Origin of the sequence: Streptomyces sp. NPDC051105, assembly GCF_040682795.1 — a bacterium.
In the GTDB taxonomy this organism is placed as follows: domain Bacteria; phylum Actinomycetota; class Actinomycetes; order Streptomycetales; family Streptomycetaceae; genus Streptomyces.
The window spans coordinates 713456-737451 of sequence record NZ_JBFBBR010000002.1; the positions used below are offsets into that span (position 1 = coordinate 713456).

Below are 23996 nucleotides of genomic sequence, written 5' to 3' on the forward strand. Positions count from 1 at the left end.
CAAGGCTGCTGACCGCAGCTGCTCAACATGCTCGACCGAAGGATGCACCTCCCGATGACGGCCGCCCCTGGTTCCGCTCCGTCCCTCCCCGCCCAGGCCGAGACCAAGCGCTCGGCCTGGCACCGTGTCCGGGGCTCCATGACACGGCAGGAGTGGATCAGGGTCGGCGGGATGGCCGCCTTCGTGCTCGCCCTGCACGTCATCGGCTGGGGCACCCTCGTCGGGATCATCGCCCCGCGGCATTTCAGCGTCGGCACCGCATCTGCCGGAGAATCGGCGGACTTCGGTATCGGCATCGGCGTCACCGCCTACACCCTGGGCATGCGGCACGCCTTCGACGCCGACCACATCGCGGCCATCGACAACACCACCCGCAAGCTGATGGGCGAGGGCCGGCGCCCGCTGTCCGTCGGCTTCTGGTTCTCCCTCGGCCACTCCAGCATCGTCTTCGGCCTCGCCCTGCTGCTCTCGCTCGGCATGAAGGCCCTGGCCGGCCCGGTCCAGGACGACGGCTCGCACCTCCACGAGGTCACCGGCCTCATCGGTACGACGGTCTCCGGGACCTTCCTCTACCTCATCGCCGGCATCAACCTCGTCATCCTGGCCGGCATCTGGAAGGTCTTCCGGCAGATGCGCTCCGGCGCCTACGACGAGGCCGCGCTGGAGACGCAGCTGAACAACCGCGGCTTCATGAACCGCTTCCTCGGCCGGGTCACCGGCTCGATCAGCAAGCCCTGGCAGATGTACCCGCTGGGCCTGCTGTTCGGCCTCGGCTTCGACACCGCCACGGAGATCGCGCTGCTGGTCCTCGCCGGCTCCGGCGCCGCCTCCGGTCTGCCCTGGTACGCCATCATGACCCTGCCGGTGCTCTTCGCGGCCGGGATGTCGCTGCTCGACACCATCGACGGCTCGTTCATGAACTTCGCCTACGAGTGGGCGTTCTCCAAGCCGGTCCGCAAGGTCTACTACAACCTCACCATCACGGGCCTGTCCGTCGCCGTCGCCCTCATCATCGGCACGGTGGAACTCCTCGGCCTCCTCGCCGACAAGCTGGACCTCCACGGCGCCTTCTGGGACTGGGTCTCCGGCCTCGACCTCAACACCGTCGGCTTCGTCATCGTCGGCCTGTTCTTCGCCACCTGGGTGATCGCCCTGCTGATCTGGAAGGCGGCCCGTATCGAGGAGAAGTGGACGACGGGCCTCGCCCCGTCCGCCGAGCGGACCGAGGCGTAGCCCGCCGCCGTCAGCCGCGGATCTTCAGATCCGCCCGCCACTTGGCGATCTGCTTCTCCGCGTCACCGGTGTACGACCACGGGGTGCGGGTCATCCGCCGCCCCTGGATCCGCAGCAGGGCCGAGGCGATGTCCGTGACCCCCGCCTGGCAGGCCGCGTGCGTCAGGTAGTTGAGGTCACGCAGTTCGCCGGGGGCGACGGGTCCCTCGCCGCGCTGGGCGATCCAGCGCTCCCAGGTGCGCCGTACGTCGCTGACCGCGCCGTCGTGCTTCCAGTGCTGGCCGTGCCCCACCGAGGTCTGCTGTCCCTGCGCCTCGTCCAGGGCGAAGCGGAACTCCTCGACGCGGGCGTACTGCACGAGGACCGGCAGTGCGCAGCCGGGTGGGGCCACCCCGGCCGCGTCCCGGGCGAAGTCGTACATCAGGCCGTGCGTGCCGTGCCAGCGCGCGGAGTAGTAGTGGAGCACCTGGAGGTGGCCCTCCACGTTGTACGGGTCGCGCCGGTGCAACTCGTCCCACCAGCGGGCGAGTTCCTGCCGGCGCACCCCGGTCGGATACAGCCGTGCCACCGAGATCAGGGAGACCCAGGGGGTGGGGTCCTGCGGGTAGGCCTCCGTGGCCGCCAGACAGGCCAGTACGGCGGCGTCGATCCTGGACCGGTCGATCGGGGTGCCCCGGCCCGCCGAGATGGCCAGGGTGAACGCCCGGGCCGTCTCGGTCGCGGCCCGCAGCGCCAGCGCGTCGGCACCGTGCGGTTCCGCGGCCAGCCAGGACTCCGCCGTCGAACTGCCCGCGCAGGCCTGCGCAAGGAGACGCACCCGGTGTCCCCGGGCCAGCCAGTCCGGGCCGGTGGCTCGCAGCAGGTCCCTCAGGCCCTGCCAGCGGCCGATGACGATGTCCTGACGGGCCGAGGTGAGGGCGGTGTCCCCGCAGTCCGGGTCGAAATCGGGGACGAAGCGGTCTCTCGCCATCGCGCTCGTACCTCAGAAATCCGTGGGGAGGCCTTCGTAAGCCTGGGCCTGTGCGGTGGCATGGTCGTCGGGCAGGTAGTCCGCCTCGACGGTGTGGGTGGCGTCCAGCTTGGCAGGCCGGTAGTAGTCGCTGCCCTGCTTCCAGTACCAGAACATCGGGATCAGGCCGACGGCCAGACCGCCGACACCGATCGTGATCGCCGCGCTGCTCAGCTCACTCAGCGACTCGACGAAGATCCAGAACATGAACACCGCGCCGAGCAGCGGCCACACCCCACCGAGCAGGAAGTTGCCCGCGGACTTGAAGAGCGTCTTGCGGTAGGCGACGACCACCGCGAGGCCCGCCAGACCGTAGTAGACGGCGATCTGGAGGCCGATCGCCGAGATGGCGTCGGAGAGGATCTCGCCCACCGAGCCCAGCGCGTTGGAGGCGATGAACAACACCAGCGCCACCGCGCCGACCACCGCGATCGCCACGTACGGGGTGTTCCAGGTGCGGTGCACCTTTCCCAGCGCGGCCGGCATCGTGCGGTCGCGGCCCATGGCGAACAGCGAGCGGGTGACCTGGATGAGGGTCGTCTCCAGGGTGGCGATGGTGGACAGCATCACGGCGACGATCAGCAGCTTGCCGCCCCAGCCCGGCCAGATCTCCTCGCCGAGGACGGCCAGTACATTGGCGTCGTTCTCCGCGATCTGGTCCGCGGACAGGATGACGTTCACGGCGATGGTGAACACCTCGAAAAGGGCGAAGACGATGCCGACGCCGATCAGGCCGGCGATTCCGGTCGTACGGCGGGAGTTGCGGGTCTCCTCGCTGAGGTTGCTGGTGACGTCCCAGCCCCAGTAGTAGAACGCGGCGATCAGCGCGCCCGAGGCGAAGCCGGAGACGCCGTCGAAGTGGCTGAAGCCGAGCCACGACCACTGGAAGGCGCGGGCGTTGCCGGTGTGGAAGAGGGCGAGCACCGCGAACAGCAGCAGGATCGCCAGCTCGATGCCGGACATCAGCAGCTGGGCGCGGACCGTGAGGCGGGCGCCGCCGAGCACCACCGCCAGCATGACCAGGAACCAGGCGGCCCCGACCACCGTGGACAGCGCCACGTTGTCGGCGAGGCCCGAGTCGAACAGGGACAGCGTCATCGAGCCGGCGGGCAGGGAGCCGGCCACCATGAAGATGGTCGCCGACACCACCAGCGCCCAGCCGCTGACGAAGCCGAGGAAGGGGTGCAGGGTGCGGCCCACCCAGGAGTAGCTCGCACCCGCGTTGACATCGATCCGGCCCAGGTAGCTGAAGGCCAGCGCGATACCCAGCATCGGTATCGCGCACCACAGCAGCGCGGCCGGACTGGCCAGCCCCACCGCCCCCACCAGGACCGCGGTCGTCGCGGCCAGCGAGTACGCCGGTGCACTGCCCGCGACGGCCATGACCACGGTGTCGAACGTGCCGAGGGCGTTGGCCTGCAGCCCTCTGCCCCTGTTGTTGCTCATGGTTGTGCTGCTTTCCGGTCGTGCAGGGCGCACGGGAGTGCAGGCCCGCGGTGGTACGGAGGTGCACGACCCGCCTCGCAGCCGGTGAGGGGTGGCCTCGGGCAGGGGGCCGGTCGGAGGAGACAAAGGGGTGGTGAGGGCCGCGTGCCGAGAGTTGGCGAACGGTCACACCGCGTGTGTGGGTGTGACTATAGCGGCACCCTTTGACCTTTCAAGCTGACCGACCGGTAATCACATATGCCACTTGGGGCGGCCAACCCCCCGCACCGGAAGCAGTGGTTCCCTGAGCCCCTCAGTCCTCCAGCCGGTCGAGCTGCCGCAGCTTGTTGGTGGCGTCCAGCGCCGCCACCTTGTACGACTCCGCGAGCGTCGGGTAGTTGAAGACGGCATCGACCAGGTAGTCGACCGTGCCGCCGCAACCCATCACCGACTGACCGATATGGATCAGTTCTGTTGCTCCGGTACCGAAGCAGTGCACACCGAGCAGCCGCCGGTCGTCGGGGGAGACCAGGAGCTTGAGCATCCCGTGCGAGTCGCCGATGATCTGCCCCCGGGCCAGCTCCCGGTAGCGGGCCACCCCGACCTCGAACGGCACGCAGTCCTCGGTGAGTTGGTCCTCGGTCCGACCGACGAAGCTGATCTCCGGGATGGTGTAGATCCCGATCGGCTGCAGGTTGTCCATCTGCCCGACCGGTTCCCCGTACGCGTGGTACGCGGCGACCCGGCCCTGTTCCATCGAGGTCGCGGCGAGCGCCGGGAATCCGATGACATCGCCGACGGCGTAGATGTGCGGCACCTCGGTGCGGAAGTGCTCGTCCACCTTGATCCGGCCCCGCCGGTCCGCGGACAGACCCGCCTTGTCCAGGTCGAGTTCGTCGGTCAGGCCCTGCCGTCCCGCCGAGTACATCACCGTGTCCGCCGGTATCTTCTTGCCGCTCTCCAGCACGGTCAGGGTGCCCCGGGGGTGCCGCTCGACGGCGGCGACGGTCTCGCCGAACCGGAAGGTGACGGCCAGGTCCCTGAGGTGGTACTTGAGCGACTCGACGACCTCGACGTCGCACATGTCGAGCATGGCCGCGCGCTTCTCGACCACGGTGACCTTGCTGCCGAGCGCGGCGAACATCGAGGCGTACTCCATGCCGATCACACCGGCACCCACGATGACCATGGAGCGCGGTACCCGCTCCAGCGACAGCACGTTGTCCGAGTCCATGATGGTGCGGCCGTCGAACTCGACGCTGTCCGGGCGGGCCGGCCGGGTGCCGGTGGCGATGACGATGTGCTCCGCGGTCAACAGCCTCTCGTTGCCGCTCGGTTCGCGCAGGGCGACGGTGTGCGGGTCGACGAAGCGGCCGGTGCCGGAGCAGAGGGTGACGTGGTTGCGGGAGAGCTGGTTGCGGATGACGTCCACCTCGCGGCTGACCACGTGCTGGGTGCGCGCGGTCAGGTCGGCGACGGTGATGTCCTCCTTGAGCCGGTAGCTCTGGCCGTAGAGATCGCGCTGGGTGAGGCCGGTCAGATAGAGGACCGCCTCGCGCAGGGTCTTGGAGGGGATGGTGCCGGTGTGGATGGACACACCGCCGACCATCTCGGGGCTGTCGACCACGGCGACCCGGCGGCCCAGCTTGGCCGCTGCGATGGCGGCCTTCTGGCCGCCGGGTCCGGATCCGATGACAAGCATGTCGAAGTCTGGCACCTTGCGGAGTCTGTCAGCAGGCGCCCCCGCTTCGAAAGGGAGAACGGGCAACCTTCGCGTGAAATCCGGTACGGACCAGGGCCGTTGCGCATCCGGCGCGCCACGGCCGCCTCAGGAGGCCCCGCCCGCCGAAGTGCCGCGCAGGATCTGGGCCCGCCGGAACAGGTTCTCGGCCGACGTGTTCACCCCCCGCCCCCGGACCCGGCCCAAGCCCACGACCACCGCGCCGAAGGGGTAGCGGGGGTTGCGGCACGCCTGGTCGACCGCGGCCCTCATGAACCGCGCGTGGTCCTGGCGATCACCGCCCGTGGGCCGGCCGTGGCAGGACCGGACGGCACCACGCCCGGGGGCCCGAGCAGTCCGAGGAGGCGGCGCCTGTCCAACGTCACTCGACTCTCCTCAGGGCAGGAGCCTCTCGACGCAGTTCGGCCCCTCGCGCTCCATCTTCTTCCGGGCCCATTCCAGGGTGGCCGGGGTGACGTCCCGGCCCGACGCCATCACCAGGTCTTCGGGCGCCACCCCGGTGCCGGGGGCGCTGTGCAGCAGGGAGTCCGGGGTGGCGCGGTCGTCGGACGACCGGGACGCTTCGGGTTCTGTGGTCGACATGGTCTCTCCTTCGCGGAGCGGGGTGCACACTCTCACAATTGCCCGCCCGGCCGCACCCCGCATCCCGAGCGGCTCGGGGCCCATCCCGCACCGGGTACCCAATACAGAAAGGAAATTATCCCTTTTAAGATGTAATGTGCCTATACATCCGTCCAGGGGAGGCCGCCTCGATGATCGAACAGCGGTTCTTTCAGAACGCGCCCGGCAGCCCCCGCTACCTGCCGATCGCCGAGCACGGGCTGATCGGCGACCTGCGCAGCGTGGCCCTGGTCGGCAGCGACGGCACCATCGACTGGTACTGCTGCCCGTCCTTCGACGCCCCCAGCGTCTTCGCGGCCGTGCTGGACGCCGAGCGCGGCGGTCACTTCGCGCTGGCCCCGGCCGTACCGGCCCGTACCAAGCAGTTCTACTTCCCCGACACCAACGTGCTGATCACCCGGTTCTTCACCGACGAGGGCGTCGGCGAGGTCCAGGACTTCATGCCGGTCGCCGGCGAGTCCGGGGACAGCGAGCGGCACCGGCTCATCCGCCGGGTGATCTGCGTGCGCGGCACCGTCCCCTTCCGGGTCCGGGTGGCACCCCGCTTCAACTACGGTGCCGACCCGCACACCATGAGCATGTGCGACGGCACCGCCCTGTTCGAGTCCGAGACGCTGTCCCTGGCGCTCACCGCCACGGTGGTCATGGAGAGCGACGGCCCGGACGCCCACGCCGACTTCAAACTCGCCGAGGGCGAGTCCGCGGTCTTCGCCCTCGACCAGGCCGGCGAGCACATCGCCCCGCGCGGCTGCGCCCATGCCGAGGCCGAGCGGCAGTTCGAGGCCACCGTCCGCTACTGGCGGCGCTGGCTGTCGAGGTCCCGCTACCGGGGCCGCTGGCGCGAGATGGTGCACCGCTCCGCACTCACCCTGAAGCTGCTCACCTACGCGCCCACCGGCGCCATCGTGGCCGCGCCCACCACCAGCCTCCCCGAGCAGTTCGGCGGCGAGCGCAACTGGGACTACCGCTACGTCTGGATCCGCGACGCCGCCTTCGCCGTCTACGCCCTGCTGCGGCTCGGCTTCACCGGCGAGGCCGAGGCCTTCATGAAGTTCCTCACCACCTACATCAGCCCCGGCGACGGTGCCCCCTCGGGACCGTTGCAGATCATGTACGGCATCGACGGCCGCACCGACCTGCCCGAACGCGTGCTCCCGCATCTGGAGGGCCACTGCGGATCCGCCCCCGTACGCGTCGGAAACGCCGCGGCCGACCAGCTCCAGCTGGACATCTACGGCGCCCTCATCGACTCGATCTATCTCTACGACAAATGGGCCCAGCCCATCTCCAGCGCCCAGTGGGACGACGTCACCCGGCTCGTCGCATGGGTCTGCGACCACTGGGACCAGCCCGACGAGGGCGTCTGGGAGACCCGCGGCGGCCGCAAGAACTTCCTCTACTCGCGCCTGATGTGCTGGGTCGCCATCGAGCGGGCGATCCGGCTGGCCAACCGGCGCGGCCTGCCCGCCGACCTGGCCCACTGGCTGGGCGCCAGGGACGCCGTCTACCGGCGGATCATGGACCGCGGCTGGTCCGAGCGGCGTCGCGCCTTCGTCCAGTACGAGGGCGGGGACGTCCTGGACGCCTCACTCCTGATGATGCCCCTGGCCAAGTTCATCGCCCCGACCGACCCCAAGTGGCTCTCCACCCTGGACGCCCTGGGCGAGGACCTGGTCTCCGACTCCCTCGTCTACCGCTACGACCCACAGGCCAGCCCCGACGGCCTGCGCGGTGACGAGGGCACCTTCTCCATCTGCTCCTTCTGGTACGTCGAGGCCCTGGTGCGCGCCGGACGCGTGGACGAGGCACGGCTCGCCTTCGAGAAGATGCTGACCTACGCCAACCATCTGGGCCTGTACGCCGAGGAGATCGGCCGCACCGGCGAACAACAGGGCAACTTCCCCCAGGCGTTCACCCATCTCTCGCTGATCAGCGCGGCCTTCAACCTGGACCGGGCGCTCGGCTGACGGCGGGCCGTGTCGAGTTCGCCCGCCATGGGCGCGTTCCACACCAGCAGATACCGGTCCGGCCGGTCGGCGAACTCGCCTTCATGCCGGGCCAGTTCGGTCATCGCCTCGTGGTGGAGCTCCTTGCTCTCGTACGCCGGGGCACTCCCAGGCCTCGACGAGGTCGGCGGACGTGGGGCGACGGCTGCGGCGCCAGAACATGCCGGAGATCATCACCCACCGGGTGACGTGTCCTCAACACCATGGTGCGAGGGCTCAGGGCAGCGGCTGCTCCGCCCAGATGACCTTGCCGGCGGGCGTGTACCGGGTACCCCAGCGCTCGGCCATCTGCGCGACCAGGAACAGGCCCCGGCCGCCCTCGTCGGTGCTCGCCGCGTACCGCAGATGCGGCGAGGTGGTGCTGGCGTCGCAGACCTCGCAGATCAGCGTCCGGTCGCGGAGCAGCCGTACCCCGATGGGCGCGCGGCCGTAGCGGATGGCGTTCGTGACCAGCTCGCTGAGGATCAGTTCGGTGGTGAACGACAGCTCGTCCAGGTCCCAGTCCGCGAGCTGACGGGTCACCTTGGACCGCACCTCGGAGACGGCCGCCGGGTCGGCCGGCACCTGCCACTCGGCGATCCGGTCCGGGCCGAGCGCCCGGGTGCGGGCGACGATCAGTGCCACGTCGTCGCCGGGACGGGCCGGCAGCCGCTCCAGGACGGCCGCACAGGTCTCGTCGGGAGTGGCCCCGGCCGCCGACTCCAGGGCACCGGCGAGCAGTTCGAGACCCTCGTCGATGTCCCGCTGCCGGTCCTCGACCAGCCCGTCGGTGTACAGGACCAGGCTGCTGCCCTCGGGCAGCTCCAGGTCGGCCGTCTCGAACGGCAGTCCGCCCACCCCCAGCGGCGGACCGGCCGGCACCTCCGGGAACTCCACACTGCCGTCGGGCCTGAGCAGCGCCGGCGGCGGATGACCGGCCCGGGCCACCGTGCAGCGCCGGGAGACGGGGTCGTAGATCGCGTACATACAGGTCGCGCCCGTGACCGGGGCGGTGCTGTCCGTGGGGGTCTCGTCCTGGTCGATACGGCCCACCAACTCGTCCAGCAGGCTCAGCAGTTCGTCGGGGGTCAGGTCCAGCGCCGCGAAGTTGTGCACGGCCGTGCGCAGCCGCCCCATGGTCGCCGCCGCGTGCAGCCCGTGGCCCACGACATCCCCGACCACCAGCGCCACCCGGGCCCCGGACAGCGGCAGGACGTCGAACCAGTCGCCGCCCACGCCCGCCTGCGCCGGCAGATAACGGTAGGCGATCTCCAGGGCGCTCTGCTCGGGCAGACTGCGCGGCAGCAGGCTGCGCTGGAGGGCCACCGCCATGCTGTGCTCGCGGGTGTAGCGGCGGGCGTTGTCGATGGAGACGGCGGCCCGGGCCACCAGCTCCTCCGCTAGGGCGAGCTCCTCCGTGTCGAACGGCGCGAGCTTCTCCGCACGGCAGAAGTTGGCCAGCCCCAGCACCAGGTTCCCGGCCCGCAGCGGCACCGTGATCAGCGAGTGGATGCCGAAGTCCAGGATCCGGCCGGTGAGCTCCACGTCCTGGGCCCGCCAGCCGGGAGCGTCCCGCAGCCGCGGCTCGACGACGGACTCACCGGTGTCCAGACAACGGGCCTGCGGCGAGGACGGCACGAAACGGATCCGCTCGCCGACCTGGTACAGCGGTGCGTCCTTGTGGAGCCCGGTGAACGCCACCCGGCGCAGCGCGTCCCCGGGCTTGGGCTCCTCGCCCTTGAGGACCGCGTCGTACAGGTCGATGGCGGCATAGTCCGCGAACCGGGGCACGGCCAGCTCCGCCAGTTCCTCGGCGGTGCGGGTGACGTCCAGGCTGGTACCGATGCCCACCCCGGCGTCGTACAGCATGTTCAGGCGCTCGCGGGCCACCTCGGCGCGCCCGGACAGGGCGCGCAGCTCGGTGGAGTCACGCAGGGTGATGACGCTGCCGGGCGGGCCGCCGCGCACCTCGATGGGGCGCTGGTTGACGGCCAGCAGCCGGTCCTTGACCAGGTGCACCTCGTCGGTGGCCATCCGGCCCGAGGCGATCAGCTCGGCGGTGTCGTCGTCCAGGCCGAGGTCCCGGATCCGGCGGCGCTCGGCGTCCGGGGGCAGGTGCAGCAGACGCTGTGCCTCGTCGTTGGCGAGCATCAGCCGGCCGTCGCCGCCGACGATCAGCACCCCCTCCCGCACGGAGTGCAGCACCGCGTCGTGGTGCTCGTACATGCGGGTCATCTCGTCCGGTCCGAGACCGTGCGTCTGGCGCCTGAGCCGGCGGCTGACCAGTGCCGTGCCCGCCGTCGCCAGGGCCAGCGCGGCGGCGGCCGAGGTCAGCAGCAGCGGCAGCTGCTGGTCGGCGGCGCCGCCCACGTGCGCGGTGGTGATGCCGGCCGACACCAGCCCCACCACCTTGCCGTCGGCGTCCTTGACCGGGACCACGGCCTGCACCAGCTCCCCGATGGTGCCCTTGACCTCCTCGGTGACGGTCTCGCCGGCCAGCGCGGGCCCGATGTTCCCGACGAACTTCTTCCCGATGCGGTCCGGCTTGGGGTGCGTGTAGCGGATCCCCTCGGTGTTCATGACGACGATGAAGTCCACGCCGGTCGCCTTGCGGGTCGCCTCCGCCTTGGGCTGGAGCACGGCCGTGGGGTCGGGCAGCCGCAGCGCGGCGGCGGTGCCGGGCGCGTTGGCGAAGGACTGGGCGACGGCCAGCGACCGGTTGCGGGCCTCCGTGCTGCTGTCGTGCCGTACCTGGAGGAACTGTGCCACCACCGCCGACACGACGAGCAGCAGCACGATCACCACCTGCAGCACGAACACCTGTCCGGCCACGCTGCGACCGCTGCGCGCCGACCACCGCCGCCCGGACGCCATATGCCCGGGCCGGGTCGCCGTCTGCTCCCGCTCTGTGAGCGGCGCGCGCGGTGTCCCGGAAGGGAGCGGCCGAGTGTCGGACCGGCCGGGCAGACGGACCATGAGCCTATGTCTACACTGCCCGGCCTTGCGAGGCGAGAGGGTCTCAGGGGGTATCCGGCTCGATTGCCGGTTGTGCCGTGTCACCGGCGGCCCCCGGACGTCCGGCGGCGGGTGGCGAGCAGCAGCGCCACGTCGTCGGGGCGGTCGGCGGCGTGCCGGGCCGTGGCGGTGAGCCGGTCGGCCACCCCGGCCAGCGAGCGGCCACCGTGCCGGCCCGGCGCCGACCCGGCTCTCGCCAGGGCCAGCCGCAGCGCCGTGATGCCGTCGTCGATGTCCTCGCCCGGCCGCTCCACCAGCCCGTCCGTGTACAGGGCCAGGATCGCGTCGGGCTCCAGCTCCAGTTCGGTCACCGGGTACCGGGCGCGCGGGTCCACGCCGAGCACGACTCCGCCGGCGATGTCCACGACACGGGTGCGGCCGTCCGGGGCACGCAGCAGGGGCGGCGGATGACCGGCCCGCGCGACCCGGGCCAGCCCGGTGGCGGGGTCCAGGCGCAGATAGCAGCAGCTGGCGAACTGGCCCGGGTCGAGGTCGATGAGCAGATGGTTGGTACTGCTCAGCACCTCGTCGGGCGGCCGGTCGCCGAGTGCGAACGCCCGTACCACGCTGCGTAGTTGTCCCATGGTGGCCGCCGCCTGCACCCCGTGCCCCTGAACGTCCCCGATGACCAGGGCCAGTCCGGCGCCGGCCTCGACGACGTCGTACCAGTCGCCGCCCACGTCCATGCCCTGGGTGCCCGGCAGATACCGGCCGGCGGTCTCCACCTGCGGGTGCACCGACAGCCGACGGGGCAGCAGCGCCTGCTGGAGGCCGCGGGCCAGGGCCGCCTCGGAGTCGTAGCGCTGGGCCCTCTCCATCGCGTGCGCGATCAGGCCCGCGAGCGCCGTGAGGACGGTGCGCTCCTCGGTGGTGAAGCCGCGCTCGACGTCGAAGCCGAGGATGCAGGTGCCGACCGGGCGGCCGGAGGCGATCAGCGGCAGGAAGGCGCGGGCACCCACGGCGGCGTCCAGGGCGAGGTCCGGGTAGGTGTCCGCCAGCTGCCGCATCGACTCGAAGAACAGCGGTCTGCCGGTGGTGAGGGTATCGACGCCAGGGATGCGGGCGTCCAGTCCGACCCCGTCGAAGGGGGCGAGGAAGCCCTGCGGGAAGCCGTACTCCCAGGCCAGGTAGAGATGCCGGTCCTGGAGGAGGTAGATGGCCAGCCGGCCGCCGCCGAAGGCCGGGAGCAGTTCCCGCATCACCACCGCCGACACCTGCCGGGCGGTCACGGCGTCGGTCAGCGCGATGGCCAGGGCGATCGGCCGGTACATCGGGGCCGCCGAGGGGCCGCCGACGGGGACCGGACCACCCGCCGCACCCGGCTCCGGCGGGCTGGGCAGGCGTACGGCCGGGTCGATCCGGTTGGCGGGGACCACCGTGCCGGTGATGACGTCGGGGCCCGGGTGCAGGGACAGGGCGAGCCAGCCGCCCTCCCCGGTGTCCCCGTGGCGGACCTGGAAGTGCACCGGGTCGGGGGCGAGCAGCGCACCGCGCCAGTGGTCGTCGTACGGCGATCCGCTCAGCCACGGCATGGCCTCCCACACGGGCCGGCCGAGCAGCTCGGCGGCCGGCCGGCCCGTCAGGCGGGCGGCGGCCGGGTTGACGTAGCGGAGCAGCCCCGAGCGGTCCAGGCAGAACACGCCCTGGGGGAGCAGATCGGCCACCCCGTCGGCCGACCCGACCGGGCCCGGGTCCACGACGATCCCGGAGACCAGGGTCGGGTCCGCGGCGCCGGGCGGCCACAGCGCCAGCAGGCGCGGAGCACCGTCCGGGGCCCGCACCCGCAGCGGGGACTCCGGTGGCCGGCCGGCCGCCGTCTCACGGAGCGCGCTCAGCACCTGGTGGGTGTCGGCGGGTGTCACGGCGGCCGCCAGCTCGGCGCCGGTGGTGGGGAAGTCCTTGGGCGCCACGCCGAGCAGGGCGTGCAGCCGGGCGTCCGCGCGGACCAGCGAGGTGGCCGGGTCCCAGGTGAAACGGCCGGCCCTGGCCATCCCGCGGCCGGTCGCGGGCGGGCGTACGCACACCGGCGGGTCCTCCCAGGCGACCGCCGCCTCGCCCTCCTCGGCGACCAGCTCGCGCAGCCCGGCTCCGAGGTCCTCGGCCAGCCGGCCCAGGTGGTCCAGGCCGGGCAGCTCGTCCTCGGTGTCCGGGACCGCCGGACGCAGCACCGTGAGCACTCCGAAGGACGGCGCCGCCCCGGGCACGGGTGTGTACACCGACCCGAACTGGAACGGCAGACCGGCCGCGAACTGGGGGTAGCGGCGCACCATCTCGGTGGCGTTCGGCAGCACCACCCGCACTCCGAGCCGGTAGGCGTCCGCGACCGGGAACGGCCGGTCCACGTACAGCCGCCACCAGGGCCTGAACAGCGGGCCGGGCAGCCCCACCAGCGTCGAGAGCCGCAGCAGACCGGGGGTTCCGGAGCGCAGGTACACACCGGCGACGTGGCCGCCCGCCGCGTCCAGGGCGCCGGTCGAGGCGTCGACCAGCAGCGCGGTCAGCCGTTCACGCGCCCGGCCCAGGTGCTCGCCGCTCCCAGTCATCCGGTCCTACCTCGTCCGTGCACCGCCGGGTGGGGGGACACAGCAAGAATGCGCCACGACGCCCACGGAACGCACCCGGGCGGCACCGACAGGTCGGTCCTCGCAGAGCACCGGCCCCGCCCCCGCCGACGGGCGGTCGCTCTCCCGGGCGGCTCAGAGTTCGGGATCCTCCGCCGGCAGCACCCGGGCGGCCCGCATCGAGCGCAGGGCCAGCAGGAGGACGCCGATGTCGTCCAGGTAGATCGGGTCGGGGAGCAGGTCGGTCGGCAGCACCAGATACAGGACGGCGCCCCAGAACACCCAGCGCGGTCCGGTGGGCAGCCCGGCCCGGCGCAGTGTGCGCCGGGTACGGACCAGTCGTACGAGCACGGTGACCGCCCCGGCGAGCAGGGCCGCCGCGACGATCGCGCAGATCACGAGCACGGTCGTGGTGGTGTCCATGGCTGTCCTGTCGTCCCGCCCCGGTCCGGCCCGGGGTTCTCACTGGTCCGTCTTCCCGGTTTCGTCGTCGGGCATGGCCTTCGGTTCGGCATTCTCCTTCGGCGGTCGCAGGCCCTTGAAGACGCGGGTCAACTGTTGGAAGGGGGAGGCGGGTTGGGCCGTGGGCAGGGCGGGGGACGGGGTGTCGCGGAGGGCGGCGAGCGCCTCGTCGGCCCGCTCGGCGGCCTCCCGGTACAGGTCGCGGGACCTGGTCATGGCCTCCAGGGCCTCGGCGTACTGCGCGACCCGCTCGCGTTCGCGGGCGAGTTCCTCCTCCAGCGTCATCAGGGTCCAGTTGTCGCGCAGATCGGCCAGCGCCTCCGCGGCACCCTGCGGCGCGGGCTTGGGCAGCGCGGCGAACCGGCTGAGGGCGGCGATCAGTTCGGTGGGTTCCGAGCCGTCCAGGAAGACGCTGCGCACCGCGTACTCCCGCGCGTCGTAGCCGGCCGGTGCCGGGTCCGGGGGCAGCAGGACGGCACCGCCGCGCGGCACCTCCACGCCGAGGTCGCGCACCGCCCAGTTGACGGCTCGGAACTGCTGGGGCGTCGCCCGGTGCTCCACGACACGGTGGGCGAGGCCGGGCGGCAACTGCCGGACCAGCGGGAGCCGGCCGAGCGCGTCGGGCGTCATCGCCTCGTGCACCACGAGGTTGACGCACCAGGCGTCCTTCGCGGCGTCGCGCAGCACCCGCCGCATGTCCTTGTCGTCGGCGGGCAGCGGGTTGACGGTGCGCAGCCGCACGCCCGCGACGGCCGGGTGGTAGTCCCAGGCGGCCTCGCCCCCGTCACCGGCCTCGTCGCCGTCGGGCCAGAACATCGTCGCCGGGGAGGGCCAGGCCTCGTCCCAGGGCCGCTCGGCCTCGGCGACGAGCTGCCACTCCCGTCCGGCCTGCCGCGTTGCGAGGGTCAGCCGGGCGCGCACCGTCACCGTTCTGTCGTCGACGCGCCAACGGGCCTCGAAGACCCGCGGACCGGGCTCCCCGGGCGTGGCGGTCTCGCCGGGCACGGCGGATTCGGCGGGCACGGTGGGTTCGGCGAAGTCGTCGAGGGCGCCGGTCTCCTTGCGGCGGCGCAGGATCCGGCGGATCACCTCCTCGGAGTCCGGGCCCGTGTGGCGGCCGCGAGCGGGCCAGACGGTCGGCGGAAGGACGGCACGGTCGGGGGCGGAGTTCGACATGGGCCAATCTGCTGATGGGAGCGGGGTGTGCGTTCCAGTATCACCGCCCGGGAGCGTGTCCCACCGGGCGGGGGCCGCCCGCGCACGGGGAATGCGCCCCGCACCCGGGGTGGGCACCGTGCGCGTCGTACGACTGCGGTTCACCCATGTCCCTGACCAGGCGGATTCCGGACAATGGTGCGGCGAACGGGGCCCGCTCGTCCATCCGCTCAGGGGCGGGCCTCGTTCACCGGGCGTGTCCCGTTCACCGTTCCGGTCCTGTTCACCGGGCGTGTCCCGTTCACCGTGCGGGGCCCGCTCACCGGGCCGGTCCTGTTCACCGTGCGGGGCCCGCTCACCGGGCCGGTCCTGTTCACCGTGCGGGGCCCGTTCACCGGGCTGCCGGTGAGCGGTCCGTAGCAGCCTGTGCTGTATGTGCTCGATGTATATCGGCAGCCGATGACGGCGGCGCTCGCGATCGTGGGAGGGCGTGGCCTCGCGGCCCGCCGGTGAAGGCGAGAGGGGGGCCGACGGCGATCCGTCGGCCCCCCTCTTGGAGTTCCTTCGAAGGGTTCCTTCGAGCGGTTCAGCGTCGCGTCACGCGCCGCTCTCCCGGAGCATGTCCTCGCGCTCGACGAGCTTCACGCGCTCGCGGCCCTGCGGCTCGCCCAGCGCCCGCTCGGCGGCGTCCAGCTTGTACCAGCCCTGCCAGGTGGTGAAGCGGACGTTCCGCTCGGCGAGGAAGGCGTCCACAGCCTCCGGCGCGGGCGACTCGGGGGTGTGCAGCCGACCGTTGGCGTGGTCGTCCAGCAGGTTGGAGACCGTCTCGTTGGCGTCACCCTTGGTGTGGCCGATCAGACCGACCGGGCCCCGGCGGATCCAGCCGGTGACGTACGTGGACTGGAGGTGGTTGCCGCTCTCCTCGATGACCCGGCCGCCCTCGTCCGGGACCGTGCCCGAGTCGATGTCCCAGGGCAGCTTGGGCAGCTTGTCGGAGAGGTAGCCGACCGCGCGGTAGACCGCGCCGAGCTCCCAGTCCTTGAACTCGCCGGTGCCCTTGACGTTGCCGGTGCCGTCCAGGGCGGTGCGCTCGGTGCGCAGGCCGGTGACCTTGCCGTCCTCGCCGAGGATCTCGGTCGGCGACTCGAAGAAGTGCAGGAAGATCTTGTGCGGGCGGTCGCCGACATCGCGGATCGCCCAGTTCTCCAGGGTCTTGGCGACCATGTCGGCCTGCTTGTTGCCGCGCCGGGTCTCGATCGAGCCCTCGTCGTAGTCGATGTCCTCGGGGTCGACGATGACCTCGATGTTGGGGGAGTGGTCCAGCTCCCGCAGTTCCATCGGGGAGAACTTCGCCTGCGCCGGACCGCGGCGGCCGAAGACGTGCACCTCGAGGGCCTTGTTGGCCTTCAGGCCGTCGTGGACGTTCGGCGGGATCTCGGTCGGCAGCAGCTCGTCGGCGGTCTTGGCGAGGATGCGGGCCACGTCCAGGGCCACGTTGCCGACGCCGAGAACGGCGACCTTCTCGGCCTCCAGCGGCCAGGTGCGCGGCACGTCCGGGTGGCCGTCGTACCAGGAGACGAAGTCGGCGGCGCCGTAGGAGCCGTCCAGCTCGATGCCGGGTATCCGCAGCTCGCGGTCGGCCGTGGCGCCGGTCGAGAAGATCACCGCGTCGTAGAAGGAGCGCAGGTCGTCGAGGCTGATGTCGGTCGGGTAGTCCACGTTGCCGAAGAGGCGGATCTGCGGCTTGTCGAGCACCTGGTGCAGGGCGGTGATGATGCCCTTGATGCGCGGGTGGTCGGGGGCGACGCCGTACCGGATCAGGCCGAACGGGGCGGGCATCCGCTCGAAGAGGTCGATGGACACGCCGGGCTCGGCGGCCACCGCGGACTTGAGCAGGGCGTCGGCGGCGTAGATCCCGGCGGGGCCGGCTCCGACGATGGCTACCCGCAGGGGGCGCGGCATGATCAGGTTCCCTTCGAGTGAGGACAATCGATCTCGAACGGGAAGCCTAAACTAAGGCAGTCCTAAGTTTGTACGCGGGTCCGGTCTATGACCTCATAAGCCGACCTTATGACTTCTGTCGGGCACCGCTTATGGCCGGGAGACGGAACAGCGCTCCTCCCGGTGCTTGGCGGGCGCCCCGGGCATGCACCAACCTGTCCTCTGCGGCGCACCGAGGCGCGGTGGCCAAAGGGCGAGGGGTGAGGGCGTGGACGCACGCGGGGAGAGGACCGTCGCGGTCACCGGCGGCAGCGGATTCGTCGGCAGCCATCTGGTACGCAGGCTGCTGGAGCGCGGCTACCGGGTCCACGCGACCGTCCGGCGCGTCTCCGCCGCGGCCAAGGTCCGGCCGCTGTGGGAACTGCAGGAGGCGTTCCCCGGCCGGCTCACCCTGTTCGAGGCCGACCTGCTCAAGGACGGCTCCTTCGACGAGGCGTTCCGCGGCTGTGCGACCGTCTTCCACGTGGCCTCGCCGTTCCTGATGCCGGAGCGGATCAAGGACGGTCAACGGGACGTCGTGGACCCGGCGTTGCTCGGCACCCGCAACGTGCTGGCGAGCGTGGACCGTACCCCGGACGTGGCGACCCTGGTCTTCACCTCGACCGTGGGCGCGATCTTCGGCGACTACTCCGACGTCCGCGAGATGGCCGGCGAGATCCTGACGGAGAAGTACTTCAACACCACCAGCACGGTGGCCGGCAACCCCTACCACTACGCCAAGACGGTCGCCGAACGAGCCGCCTGGGACGCCGAGGCCGCCCAGGACCGCTGGCGCATGGTCGCCGTCAACCCCGGCCTGATTCTGGGCCCTTCGCTCACGCCCGCCTCCGAGTCCGGCAGCCTGTTCCTGCTGGACGAGCTGTTCAAGGGCTACTTCTGCTACGGCGCCCCGGACTTCAGCTTCACCACCGCGGACGTCCGCGACGTGGCCGACGCGCACATCGCGGCGGCGGAGAACCCGGCGGCCAACGGCCGTTACATCGTGGCCAACGAGACGATGACGTCCTTCCACGAGATGTCCAGGATCATCCGCACCCGCCGTCCCTGGGATCCGCGGCTGCCGCGCACCGCGCTCCCGCACTGGCCGGTACGGATCCTCGGCCCGTCCTTCGGCCTCACCCAGGACTACATACGCAAGCACCTCGGCATCCGCTTCCGCGTCGACAACAGCCGGAGCGTCCATGAACTGGGCCTCACCTACCGGCCCGTCGAGGAGACCCTCCTGGACCACCACGAGAGCTGGCGCAAGCGGCGGCGGAGGAGGGTCTGACCCCGGCGGGGGGGGGGGTGTCAGGCCGGGCGGACCACCCGGTGGATCGCCGACTCCCCGGCGTTGTAGATCGACTCCTCGCGGATGGACGCCCCCGGGCTCGGCGCGTGGACCATCATGCCGTTGCCCGCGTAGACCCCGACGTGGCTGTCGTTGTCGAAGAAGAAGACCAGGTCACCCGGCTCGATGGCGGCCAGCGTCACCGGGGTGCCGGCGAAGGTCTGGTCCGGCGCGCTGCGCGGCAGCGACACACCGGCGGCGCGCCAGGCGGCCTGGGTGAGGCTGGAGCAGTCGTACGACTCCGGACCGGTCGCCCCCCAGACACAGGGCCGCCCGATCTGCGCCCGGGCGAACGCCAGCGCCTTCATGGCCTTGCCGGGCTCGGCCGCGACACCGGGCCTGAGCAAGGAACCGGTGTCGGTGAAGGTGCCGGGCGCGAAGGTGGCCGCGGCGGCGGCCGGAGGCGCGGTGGGGAGCGGGGCGGTGACCACGGGGGGCGCGGTCGGGACGGGGACGGTGACCACCGGGGGCGCGGCCGGGACAGGGGCGGCGGTGGGGAGCGGGTCCGGGGCGACCGGGGCTGCGGTGGCCATCGCCATCGGGGGCGCGGTCATCGCGGCGGGGGACGCCATCATCGCCCACGGAGGGTCCGTCACCGCCGTGGGTATCACCGCCGTGGGCGTCGGCGCCTGGGACGCGGGCATCGCCGGGGCGGTGGCGTAGGCGGCCGCCGCGGGCTGCGTTCCGGTGGCGTAGGCGCCCATGCCGGCGGCGGGCGCGCCGGGGAAGGCGCCGGTGCCGAAGTCGGCCGACGGCATGGCGGCGGGGGCGGACATGCCGTACCCGGCGGCGGGATAGCCGGTCTCCGCGGCGGCCGGCGGTGCGCTGACGTAGGCGGCGGTGGCGGCCGGCGCCGAACCCGGGAAGGAACCGGTGTCCATCGGGCCCGGCAGGGGCGCGGCGAACACGGCGGGTGCGGCGGTCGGGAAGGCGCCGGTGTCGGAAGGGGCCGCGGTCGGGAAGGCGCCCGTGTTCGTGGGGGCCGCGGTCGGGAAGGCGCCGGTGTCGTCCGGCATCGGGAACGTGCCGGTGGCGCCCGGGGTCATGACCCGGAAGGAACCGGTGTCGCCGGGACTCGCGGGCGGCGTGGCACCCGCGTCCATGGCGGTCACGGCCGGGAAGGTGCTTGTGGCGCCCGGGGTCATGACCCGGAAGGAACCGGTGTCGCCCGGACTCGCGGGCGGCGTGGCACCCGCGTCCATGGCGGTCACGGCCGGGAAGGTGCTTGTGGCGCCCGGGGTCATGATGCGGAAGCCACCCGTGTCCGCCGGGGACATGGGCTGGGCGGCGCCCGGGGTCATGACCCGGAAGGAGCCGGTGTCCGTCGCGGGCACCACCGGGATGGCACCCGTGTCCGTCACGGTCATCGCGGGGAAGGCGCCCGTACCGGTCAGGGCGTCGGTCCCGAAGGAGCCGGTGTCGCCGTACTGGCCGGGCATGCCGGCGGGGGCAGGCCACTGCTGCGCCGGGACCTGGGCCTCGGGCGTGGGCCAAGGGCTCTGAGCGGCGGGGGCCGGGGCGGGCGCGGCCGGTTCGAGCGCCGCGATCGCGCGCTGCCCGGTGCGCTGCGACAGCATCTCGCGCGCCTTGGCGATCTTCAGCTGACTCTTGGTCTTGGACGTGCCCGGGGTGGCACGCTGCGGCGCGGCGGGGGCCGGCGCCTTGGGCGCGCTCGACGGTCCCGGGGGCAGCGCCGCGGGGGACCCGGCCGTCAGTTCCAGCTTCGGACGCTCCGGCAGCTCCCGGACGACCTCGACGTCGCTGTTGGCGGACGACCCCGCGGGCAGCTCCGGCCGGGACGGGCCGGAGCCCTCCAACTGGCCCAGCAGGTCGGCGGCCATGGCGCTGACGGGTCGTCGCGGGCCGGGCCGGGCGGGCTGCCGGTCGGAGGGCAGTGCCGCCGGGACGCTCGGCCCCAGTCGCGATCGCGCGCCGTCGAACCACTCCCGGGCGATGTTGTCGAGGCCCGGGTCGTCACGCCGGGGCCGCTTGAACAGCGGGACACCGCGGGAGCGCGAGCCCCCGTTCATCGCACGTGTGGCGTTGAAGTTCCCGGTGGCGTTCTCGGCCTGGTCGTAGAGGCTGTCGATCCGCTGTCGAACCTCGTCACGGCTCTCGGGCGCCATGGGGGTCGTGCTCCTTCCGTGCTCCGCCTACCGAGTTAGCTGTCGGGTTCGGGCGGGTCGATCCGGAAGGCATGCCCTACGGCCCTTGCCCCTGAGGGCAGTTGACCGATTCACCCCAGTGGTTCGGTTGGGTCCCCGGCTCCGGAACGCCCCGTTGGGCACCGGATTAGGCGGAGGCCGCGCGGCCCGACGGGATTCGCCGGGGGGAGCCGAACGGCTTGGACGTCAACTTAGCCAACTTGTGTCACTCGTGTGAAGGTTGAAGTGCGTAATGTCCGATACGTAATTGTGATGTTCGTCGTAGCGTTCGAGATCCGGCCATACGTGACGGCATTTCGCCAGCACCCCGATCCTCGTCGTGCGGCCGTCGTGCGGCCGTCGGAGCAGTGCCGTCGGTTGCCTGAGGGGCCCGCTTTCTGTGAGGTCACCGTGAATTTCCGGGACTGTTGAACACGGTGGCGCCCTGCCGCGTATAGGGCGGGGGATTTCCATGTCCGGCCGACCACGACACGCAGGGGAACGACCTTGAGACCCAACAGGCGCAGACGCCCGACCGGTGCACAACGCGCGACCTTCGCAGCGGTCGCCCTGATGCTCGGCGGCGGAGTACTGGTCGGGGTGAACGTCTACGCCTCGGCCACCGAAGGCGGTTCGGACCAGTCCGGGCAGGCCGCCACCGCCCAGGTGCTGTCCGCGCCCACCGTCTACTGTCCCGACGTCGGCAGCCGGCTGACGGACGTGCCCGACGCGGCCCGGGCCGACGTCGACGGTGAACTCGCGCAGCTGGACCAGCAGATCGCGGCCGCCTACCAGCAGCTCAAGGAGTCGGCCGCGGAGATCGAGCAGAACCCTGGCCTCGCCGACCGGACGATCCTGGATCCGCTGAAGGAGAAGCGGTCCGAATCCCTCCAGCGCATCGCCGACGCCCTCGACCGCGAGGGCGACCGCCCCCAGGGTCTCGACGACCTCGCCGCCTGCACCCTGCGCTCCTCCGACCAGGGCGCCGGGCAGTCGACGGCGCCGCAGGACAGCGCCACGCCGAGCCAGAGTGCCAGTGCCAGTGCCAGTGCCAGTGCCAGTGCCGGTGCCGGCGTCGGCGGCCAGGGCGGCAACGGCCCCGTCGCCGCTGACTACGCCGACATCACCAGCGTCCAGCCCAATGTCACGACCCCGGCCGAGCAGCCCGGCGGCTCCACCGGCACCTTCGCCTCCAGTTGCGGTGTCAACGCGAACGGCCTGTTCAACTCGGACAACGTGATCGTCGCGCCCGGTGTCTCCAACGGCGCCCACCACTTCCACGACTACATCGGTAACCAGTCCAACAACGCCTTCGCCAGCGACGACGACCTCGCGAACGCCGACACGAGCTGTGCGGACCAGGGCGACAAGTCCACGTACTACTGGCCCGTGCTGCGGCTGCAGAACGGCAAGCAGGAGCGGGACGCCGACAAGCCGGGCGGCGGCACCGAGGGCAACGCCGGGCAGATCGTGACGGCGAAGGAGGTCACGCTGACCTTCGAGGGCAACCCGACCTCCAAGGTCACCGAGATGCCGCGGCTGCTGCGCATCATCACCGGTGACGCCAAGGCCTTCGTCAACGGCCCGGCCAACGCCAACGCCTCGTGGAGCTGCACCGGTTTCGAGGACCGGCAGCTCAAGGACAAGTACCCGCTCTGTCCTTCGGGCAGTGACGTCGTACGCACGTTCAAGTTCCAGAGCTGCTGGGACGGCCGGAACATCGACAGCGCCAACCACCGCACGCATGTGGCGTTCGCCGCGGCCGACGGCAGCTGCCAGGCCGGTTTCCAGGCGATCCCGCAACTGGTGCAGCGCATCGTCTACGACGTCGACCCGCCGAGCCTCCAGGACGGCGGCCGTACGGTCCCGCTGTTCGCGGTGGACTCGTTCCCCGAGCAGCTGCACAAGCCGGTCACCGACCACGGCGACTTCATCAACGTCTTCGACGAGAGCCTGATGCGGAAGATGGTCGACTGCATCAACTCCGGCCGCACCTGCGGGGCCGGGGCCGACGAGCAGCCGCCGTCGCAGAGCGCCGACCCCGACCCGTCCGAGTCGGCGAGCCCGGAGAACCCGCCGTCCGACCCGGCGAGCCCGGTCACCGAGCCGAGCGACACGGCGGCCCCGGCCGACCCGCCGGCCGAGACCGAGAGCGCCGAGCCCTCTGAGCCCCCGGCCGAGCCGTCCGCCACGAAGACCGCCTCCGGCGACACCGGTCTGCCGCAGGTCTACACGAGCGCTTCGCCCAAGAAGTCGTCGGGCACGGGGGGCGGTGTCATCAGCCGGCCGACCGAGCGGCCCGAGACCCAGGCCCCGGCCGACACGGCGACCGGTACGGCGACCGCGGCCGGTGCCGCTCCGGCGGGCCAGCAGGCGCCGTCCACCGCACCCCAGACCGAGCCGCAGGCCGTCCAGGGTGATCTCGCCGAGACCGGCGCCCACCTGTGGCCGGCTCTCTTCGGCGGAGTGCTGCTGGCCGCCGGGTTCGTGCTGCTGTGGCGTACCCGATGGAGGAACTCGGCCTGACGCATCCGACGCGACTCCGCCCGGCCGCGGCCCGAGGGAGTCGACGCGACTCCGCCTGACCCCTTCTGCCGGGGTCAGGCGGTTCGCAGCGTCCGCTGGGCGAGCTCGAACGCGGGGAGCATCTCGTCGTGCTCCGCGCTGTCGAGCCCGCCCAGGTGCAGTACGACGGGTCCGCGGGGTGTGACCACGGCCAGTGCGGACTCCGTCTTGCTCTCGTCCAGCAGCTTGCTCGTGTAGACGTAGTCGACCCGCATCCCGGCGAGTCCGCCGGACGTGAAGGCCCGGTACTTCGCCTCGCTGGTGCCGTCCTCGGCGGCCACGAAGGCCCGCAGCACCGCGCCGGCGTCACCGCTGCCCGGCTTTGCGGTCGACACCCGCAGAAAGCCGATGGCCCCGGCGGGCTTGGCGTCGATCTCGCAGACCAGGGTCACCGGGCCCTGACGCAGCAGGCTCTCCGCCAGGTCGCCGTCCGTGCCGTTCGAGGCGACCGCGGCCGGTCCGTCGACGGCCTCCGCCTGCCAGCCGCGGGCGATGTCGAACGTGACCGGAAGCGCACAGGCCGAACCGGCGGCGCCGACCGTGCCCCCGCTCTGGGCCGCCCCGCTGGACGCCTGCCCCGAGACCGTGACATCGGTCGCTCGCGCCGACACCCCGCACCCCGTCAGCAGCCCCGCGAGCAGCGCGAGCGGTACGGCTCTTCTCCCCAGGGTCCCCACCCGTTGCCTCCCCATCGGCGTCCCGGCGGGTCACTGTAATCGAGGGCTCCGACAAAGCCGCACGGTGCCCGT

16 protein-coding genes and 1 riboswitch are annotated in these 23996 nt (G+C 71.9%); of the genes, 4 read left to right on the plus strand and 12 right to left on the minus strand.

The genetic code is table 11. The features are described 5' to 3' along the window. Positions 1-54 precede the first annotated feature (54 nt). Entirely contained in the window at positions 55-1233 is a 1179-nt protein-coding gene (locus AB0N16_RS07170; protein ID WP_365793906.1) for a HoxN/HupN/NixA family nickel/cobalt transporter, read from the plus strand. 10 nt (positions 1234-1243) lie between these two features. Here AB0N16_RS07170 and AB0N16_RS07175 read toward each other — a convergent pair whose 3' ends face one another. From AB0N16_RS07175 to AB0N16_RS07195, 5 genes are all read right to left on the minus strand, one after another. After that, the gene (locus AB0N16_RS07175) at positions 1244-2203 is read right to left on the minus strand and encodes a hypothetical protein (RefSeq protein ID WP_365793908.1); all 960 of its coding nucleotides are present in this window, start codon (positions 2201-2203) and stop codon (positions 1244-1246) included. 12 nt (positions 2204-2215) lie between these two features. Next, entirely contained in the window at positions 2216-3688 is a 1473-nt protein-coding gene (locus tag AB0N16_RS07180) for an APC family permease (protein ID WP_365793910.1), read from the minus strand. Positions 3689-3980: 292 nt separating this feature from the next. Then, positions 3981-5384 (minus strand): Si-specific NAD(P)(+) transhydrogenase, encoded by a 1404-nt coding sequence (gene sthA, locus AB0N16_RS07185; protein WP_365793912.1) that lies wholly within the window; start codon positions 5382-5384, stop codon positions 3981-3983. Positions 5385-5495: 111 nt separating this feature from the next. Next, on the minus strand, positions 5496-5660 hold the full coding sequence (locus AB0N16_RS07190; protein ID WP_365793914.1) for a hypothetical protein: 165 nt from the start codon (positions 5658-5660) through the stop codon (positions 5496-5498). Positions 5661-5783: 123 nt separating this feature from the next. Continuing rightward, entirely contained in the window at positions 5784-5990 is a 207-nt protein-coding gene (locus AB0N16_RS07195; protein WP_365793916.1) for a hypothetical protein, read from the minus strand. A gap of 170 nt (positions 5991-6160) precedes the next feature. Between AB0N16_RS07195 and AB0N16_RS07200 the strand changes: the two genes are divergently transcribed. Continuing rightward, the gene (locus AB0N16_RS07200; RefSeq protein ID WP_365793918.1) at positions 6161-7996 is read left to right on the plus strand and encodes a glycoside hydrolase family 15 protein; all 1836 of its coding nucleotides are present in this window, start codon (positions 6161-6163) and stop codon (positions 7994-7996) included. A gap of 255 nt (positions 7997-8251) precedes the next feature. Here AB0N16_RS07200 and AB0N16_RS07205 read toward each other — a convergent pair whose 3' ends face one another. From AB0N16_RS07205 to AB0N16_RS07225, 5 genes are all read right to left on the minus strand, one after another. Beyond that, on the minus strand, positions 8252-10888 hold the full coding sequence (locus tag AB0N16_RS07205; protein WP_365794067.1) for a SpoIIE family protein phosphatase: 2637 nt from the start codon (positions 10886-10888) through the stop codon (positions 8252-8254). Positions 10889-11070: 182 nt separating this feature from the next. Then, positions 11071-13572 carry a SpoIIE family protein phosphatase gene (locus tag AB0N16_RS07210; RefSeq protein WP_365793920.1) on the minus strand — a complete coding sequence of 834 codons (2502 nt, stop codon included), beginning with the start codon at positions 13570-13572 and terminating at the stop codon, positions 11071-11073. Positions 13573-13725: 153 nt separating this feature from the next. Next, positions 13726-14013 carry a DUF1232 domain-containing protein gene (locus AB0N16_RS07215; RefSeq protein WP_365793922.1) on the minus strand — a complete coding sequence of 96 codons (288 nt, stop codon included), beginning with the start codon at positions 14011-14013 and terminating at the stop codon, positions 13726-13728. A gap of 39 nt (positions 14014-14052) precedes the next feature. Continuing rightward, the gene (locus AB0N16_RS07220; protein ID WP_365793925.1) at positions 14053-15228 is read right to left on the minus strand and encodes a hypothetical protein; all 1176 of its coding nucleotides are present in this window, start codon (positions 15226-15228) and stop codon (positions 14053-14055) included. Positions 15229-15804: 576 nt separating this feature from the next. Beyond that, positions 15805-17169 (minus strand): FAD-dependent oxidoreductase, encoded by a 1365-nt coding sequence (locus tag AB0N16_RS07225; RefSeq protein ID WP_365793927.1) that lies wholly within the window; start codon positions 17167-17169, stop codon positions 15805-15807. Between the two features lie 247 nt (positions 17170-17416). Between AB0N16_RS07225 and AB0N16_RS07230 the strand changes: the two genes are divergently transcribed. Continuing rightward, a complete protein-coding gene (locus AB0N16_RS07230; protein WP_365793929.1) occupies positions 17417-18478 on the plus strand; it encodes an NAD-dependent epimerase/dehydratase family protein in 1062 nt (353 codons plus the stop codon). 20 nt (positions 18479-18498) lie between these two features. Here the strand turns inward: AB0N16_RS07230 and AB0N16_RS07235 are convergent, their stop codons facing one another. Continuing rightward, a complete protein-coding gene (locus AB0N16_RS07235) occupies positions 18499-20664 on the minus strand; it encodes an NlpC/P60 family protein (RefSeq protein WP_365793931.1) in 2166 nt (721 codons plus the stop codon). An 8-nt stretch (positions 20665-20672) separates the two neighbouring features. Further along, a riboswitch (cyclic di-AMP (ydaO/yuaA leader) is annotated at positions 20673-20847 on the minus strand. A gap of 408 nt (positions 20848-21255) precedes the next feature. On the opposite strand from AB0N16_RS07235, the gene AB0N16_RS07240 reads away from it, so the two are divergent. Then, on the plus strand, positions 21256-23208 hold the full coding sequence (locus AB0N16_RS07240) for a DUF1996 domain-containing protein (RefSeq protein WP_365794069.1): 1953 nt from the start codon (positions 21256-21258) through the stop codon (positions 23206-23208). A gap of 74 nt (positions 23209-23282) precedes the next feature. On the opposite strand, the gene AB0N16_RS07245 is transcribed toward AB0N16_RS07240, so the two are convergent. Next, entirely contained in the window at positions 23283-23924 is a 642-nt protein-coding gene (locus AB0N16_RS07245; RefSeq protein WP_365793933.1) for a lipoprotein, read from the minus strand. Positions 23925-23996 lie beyond the last annotated feature (72 nt).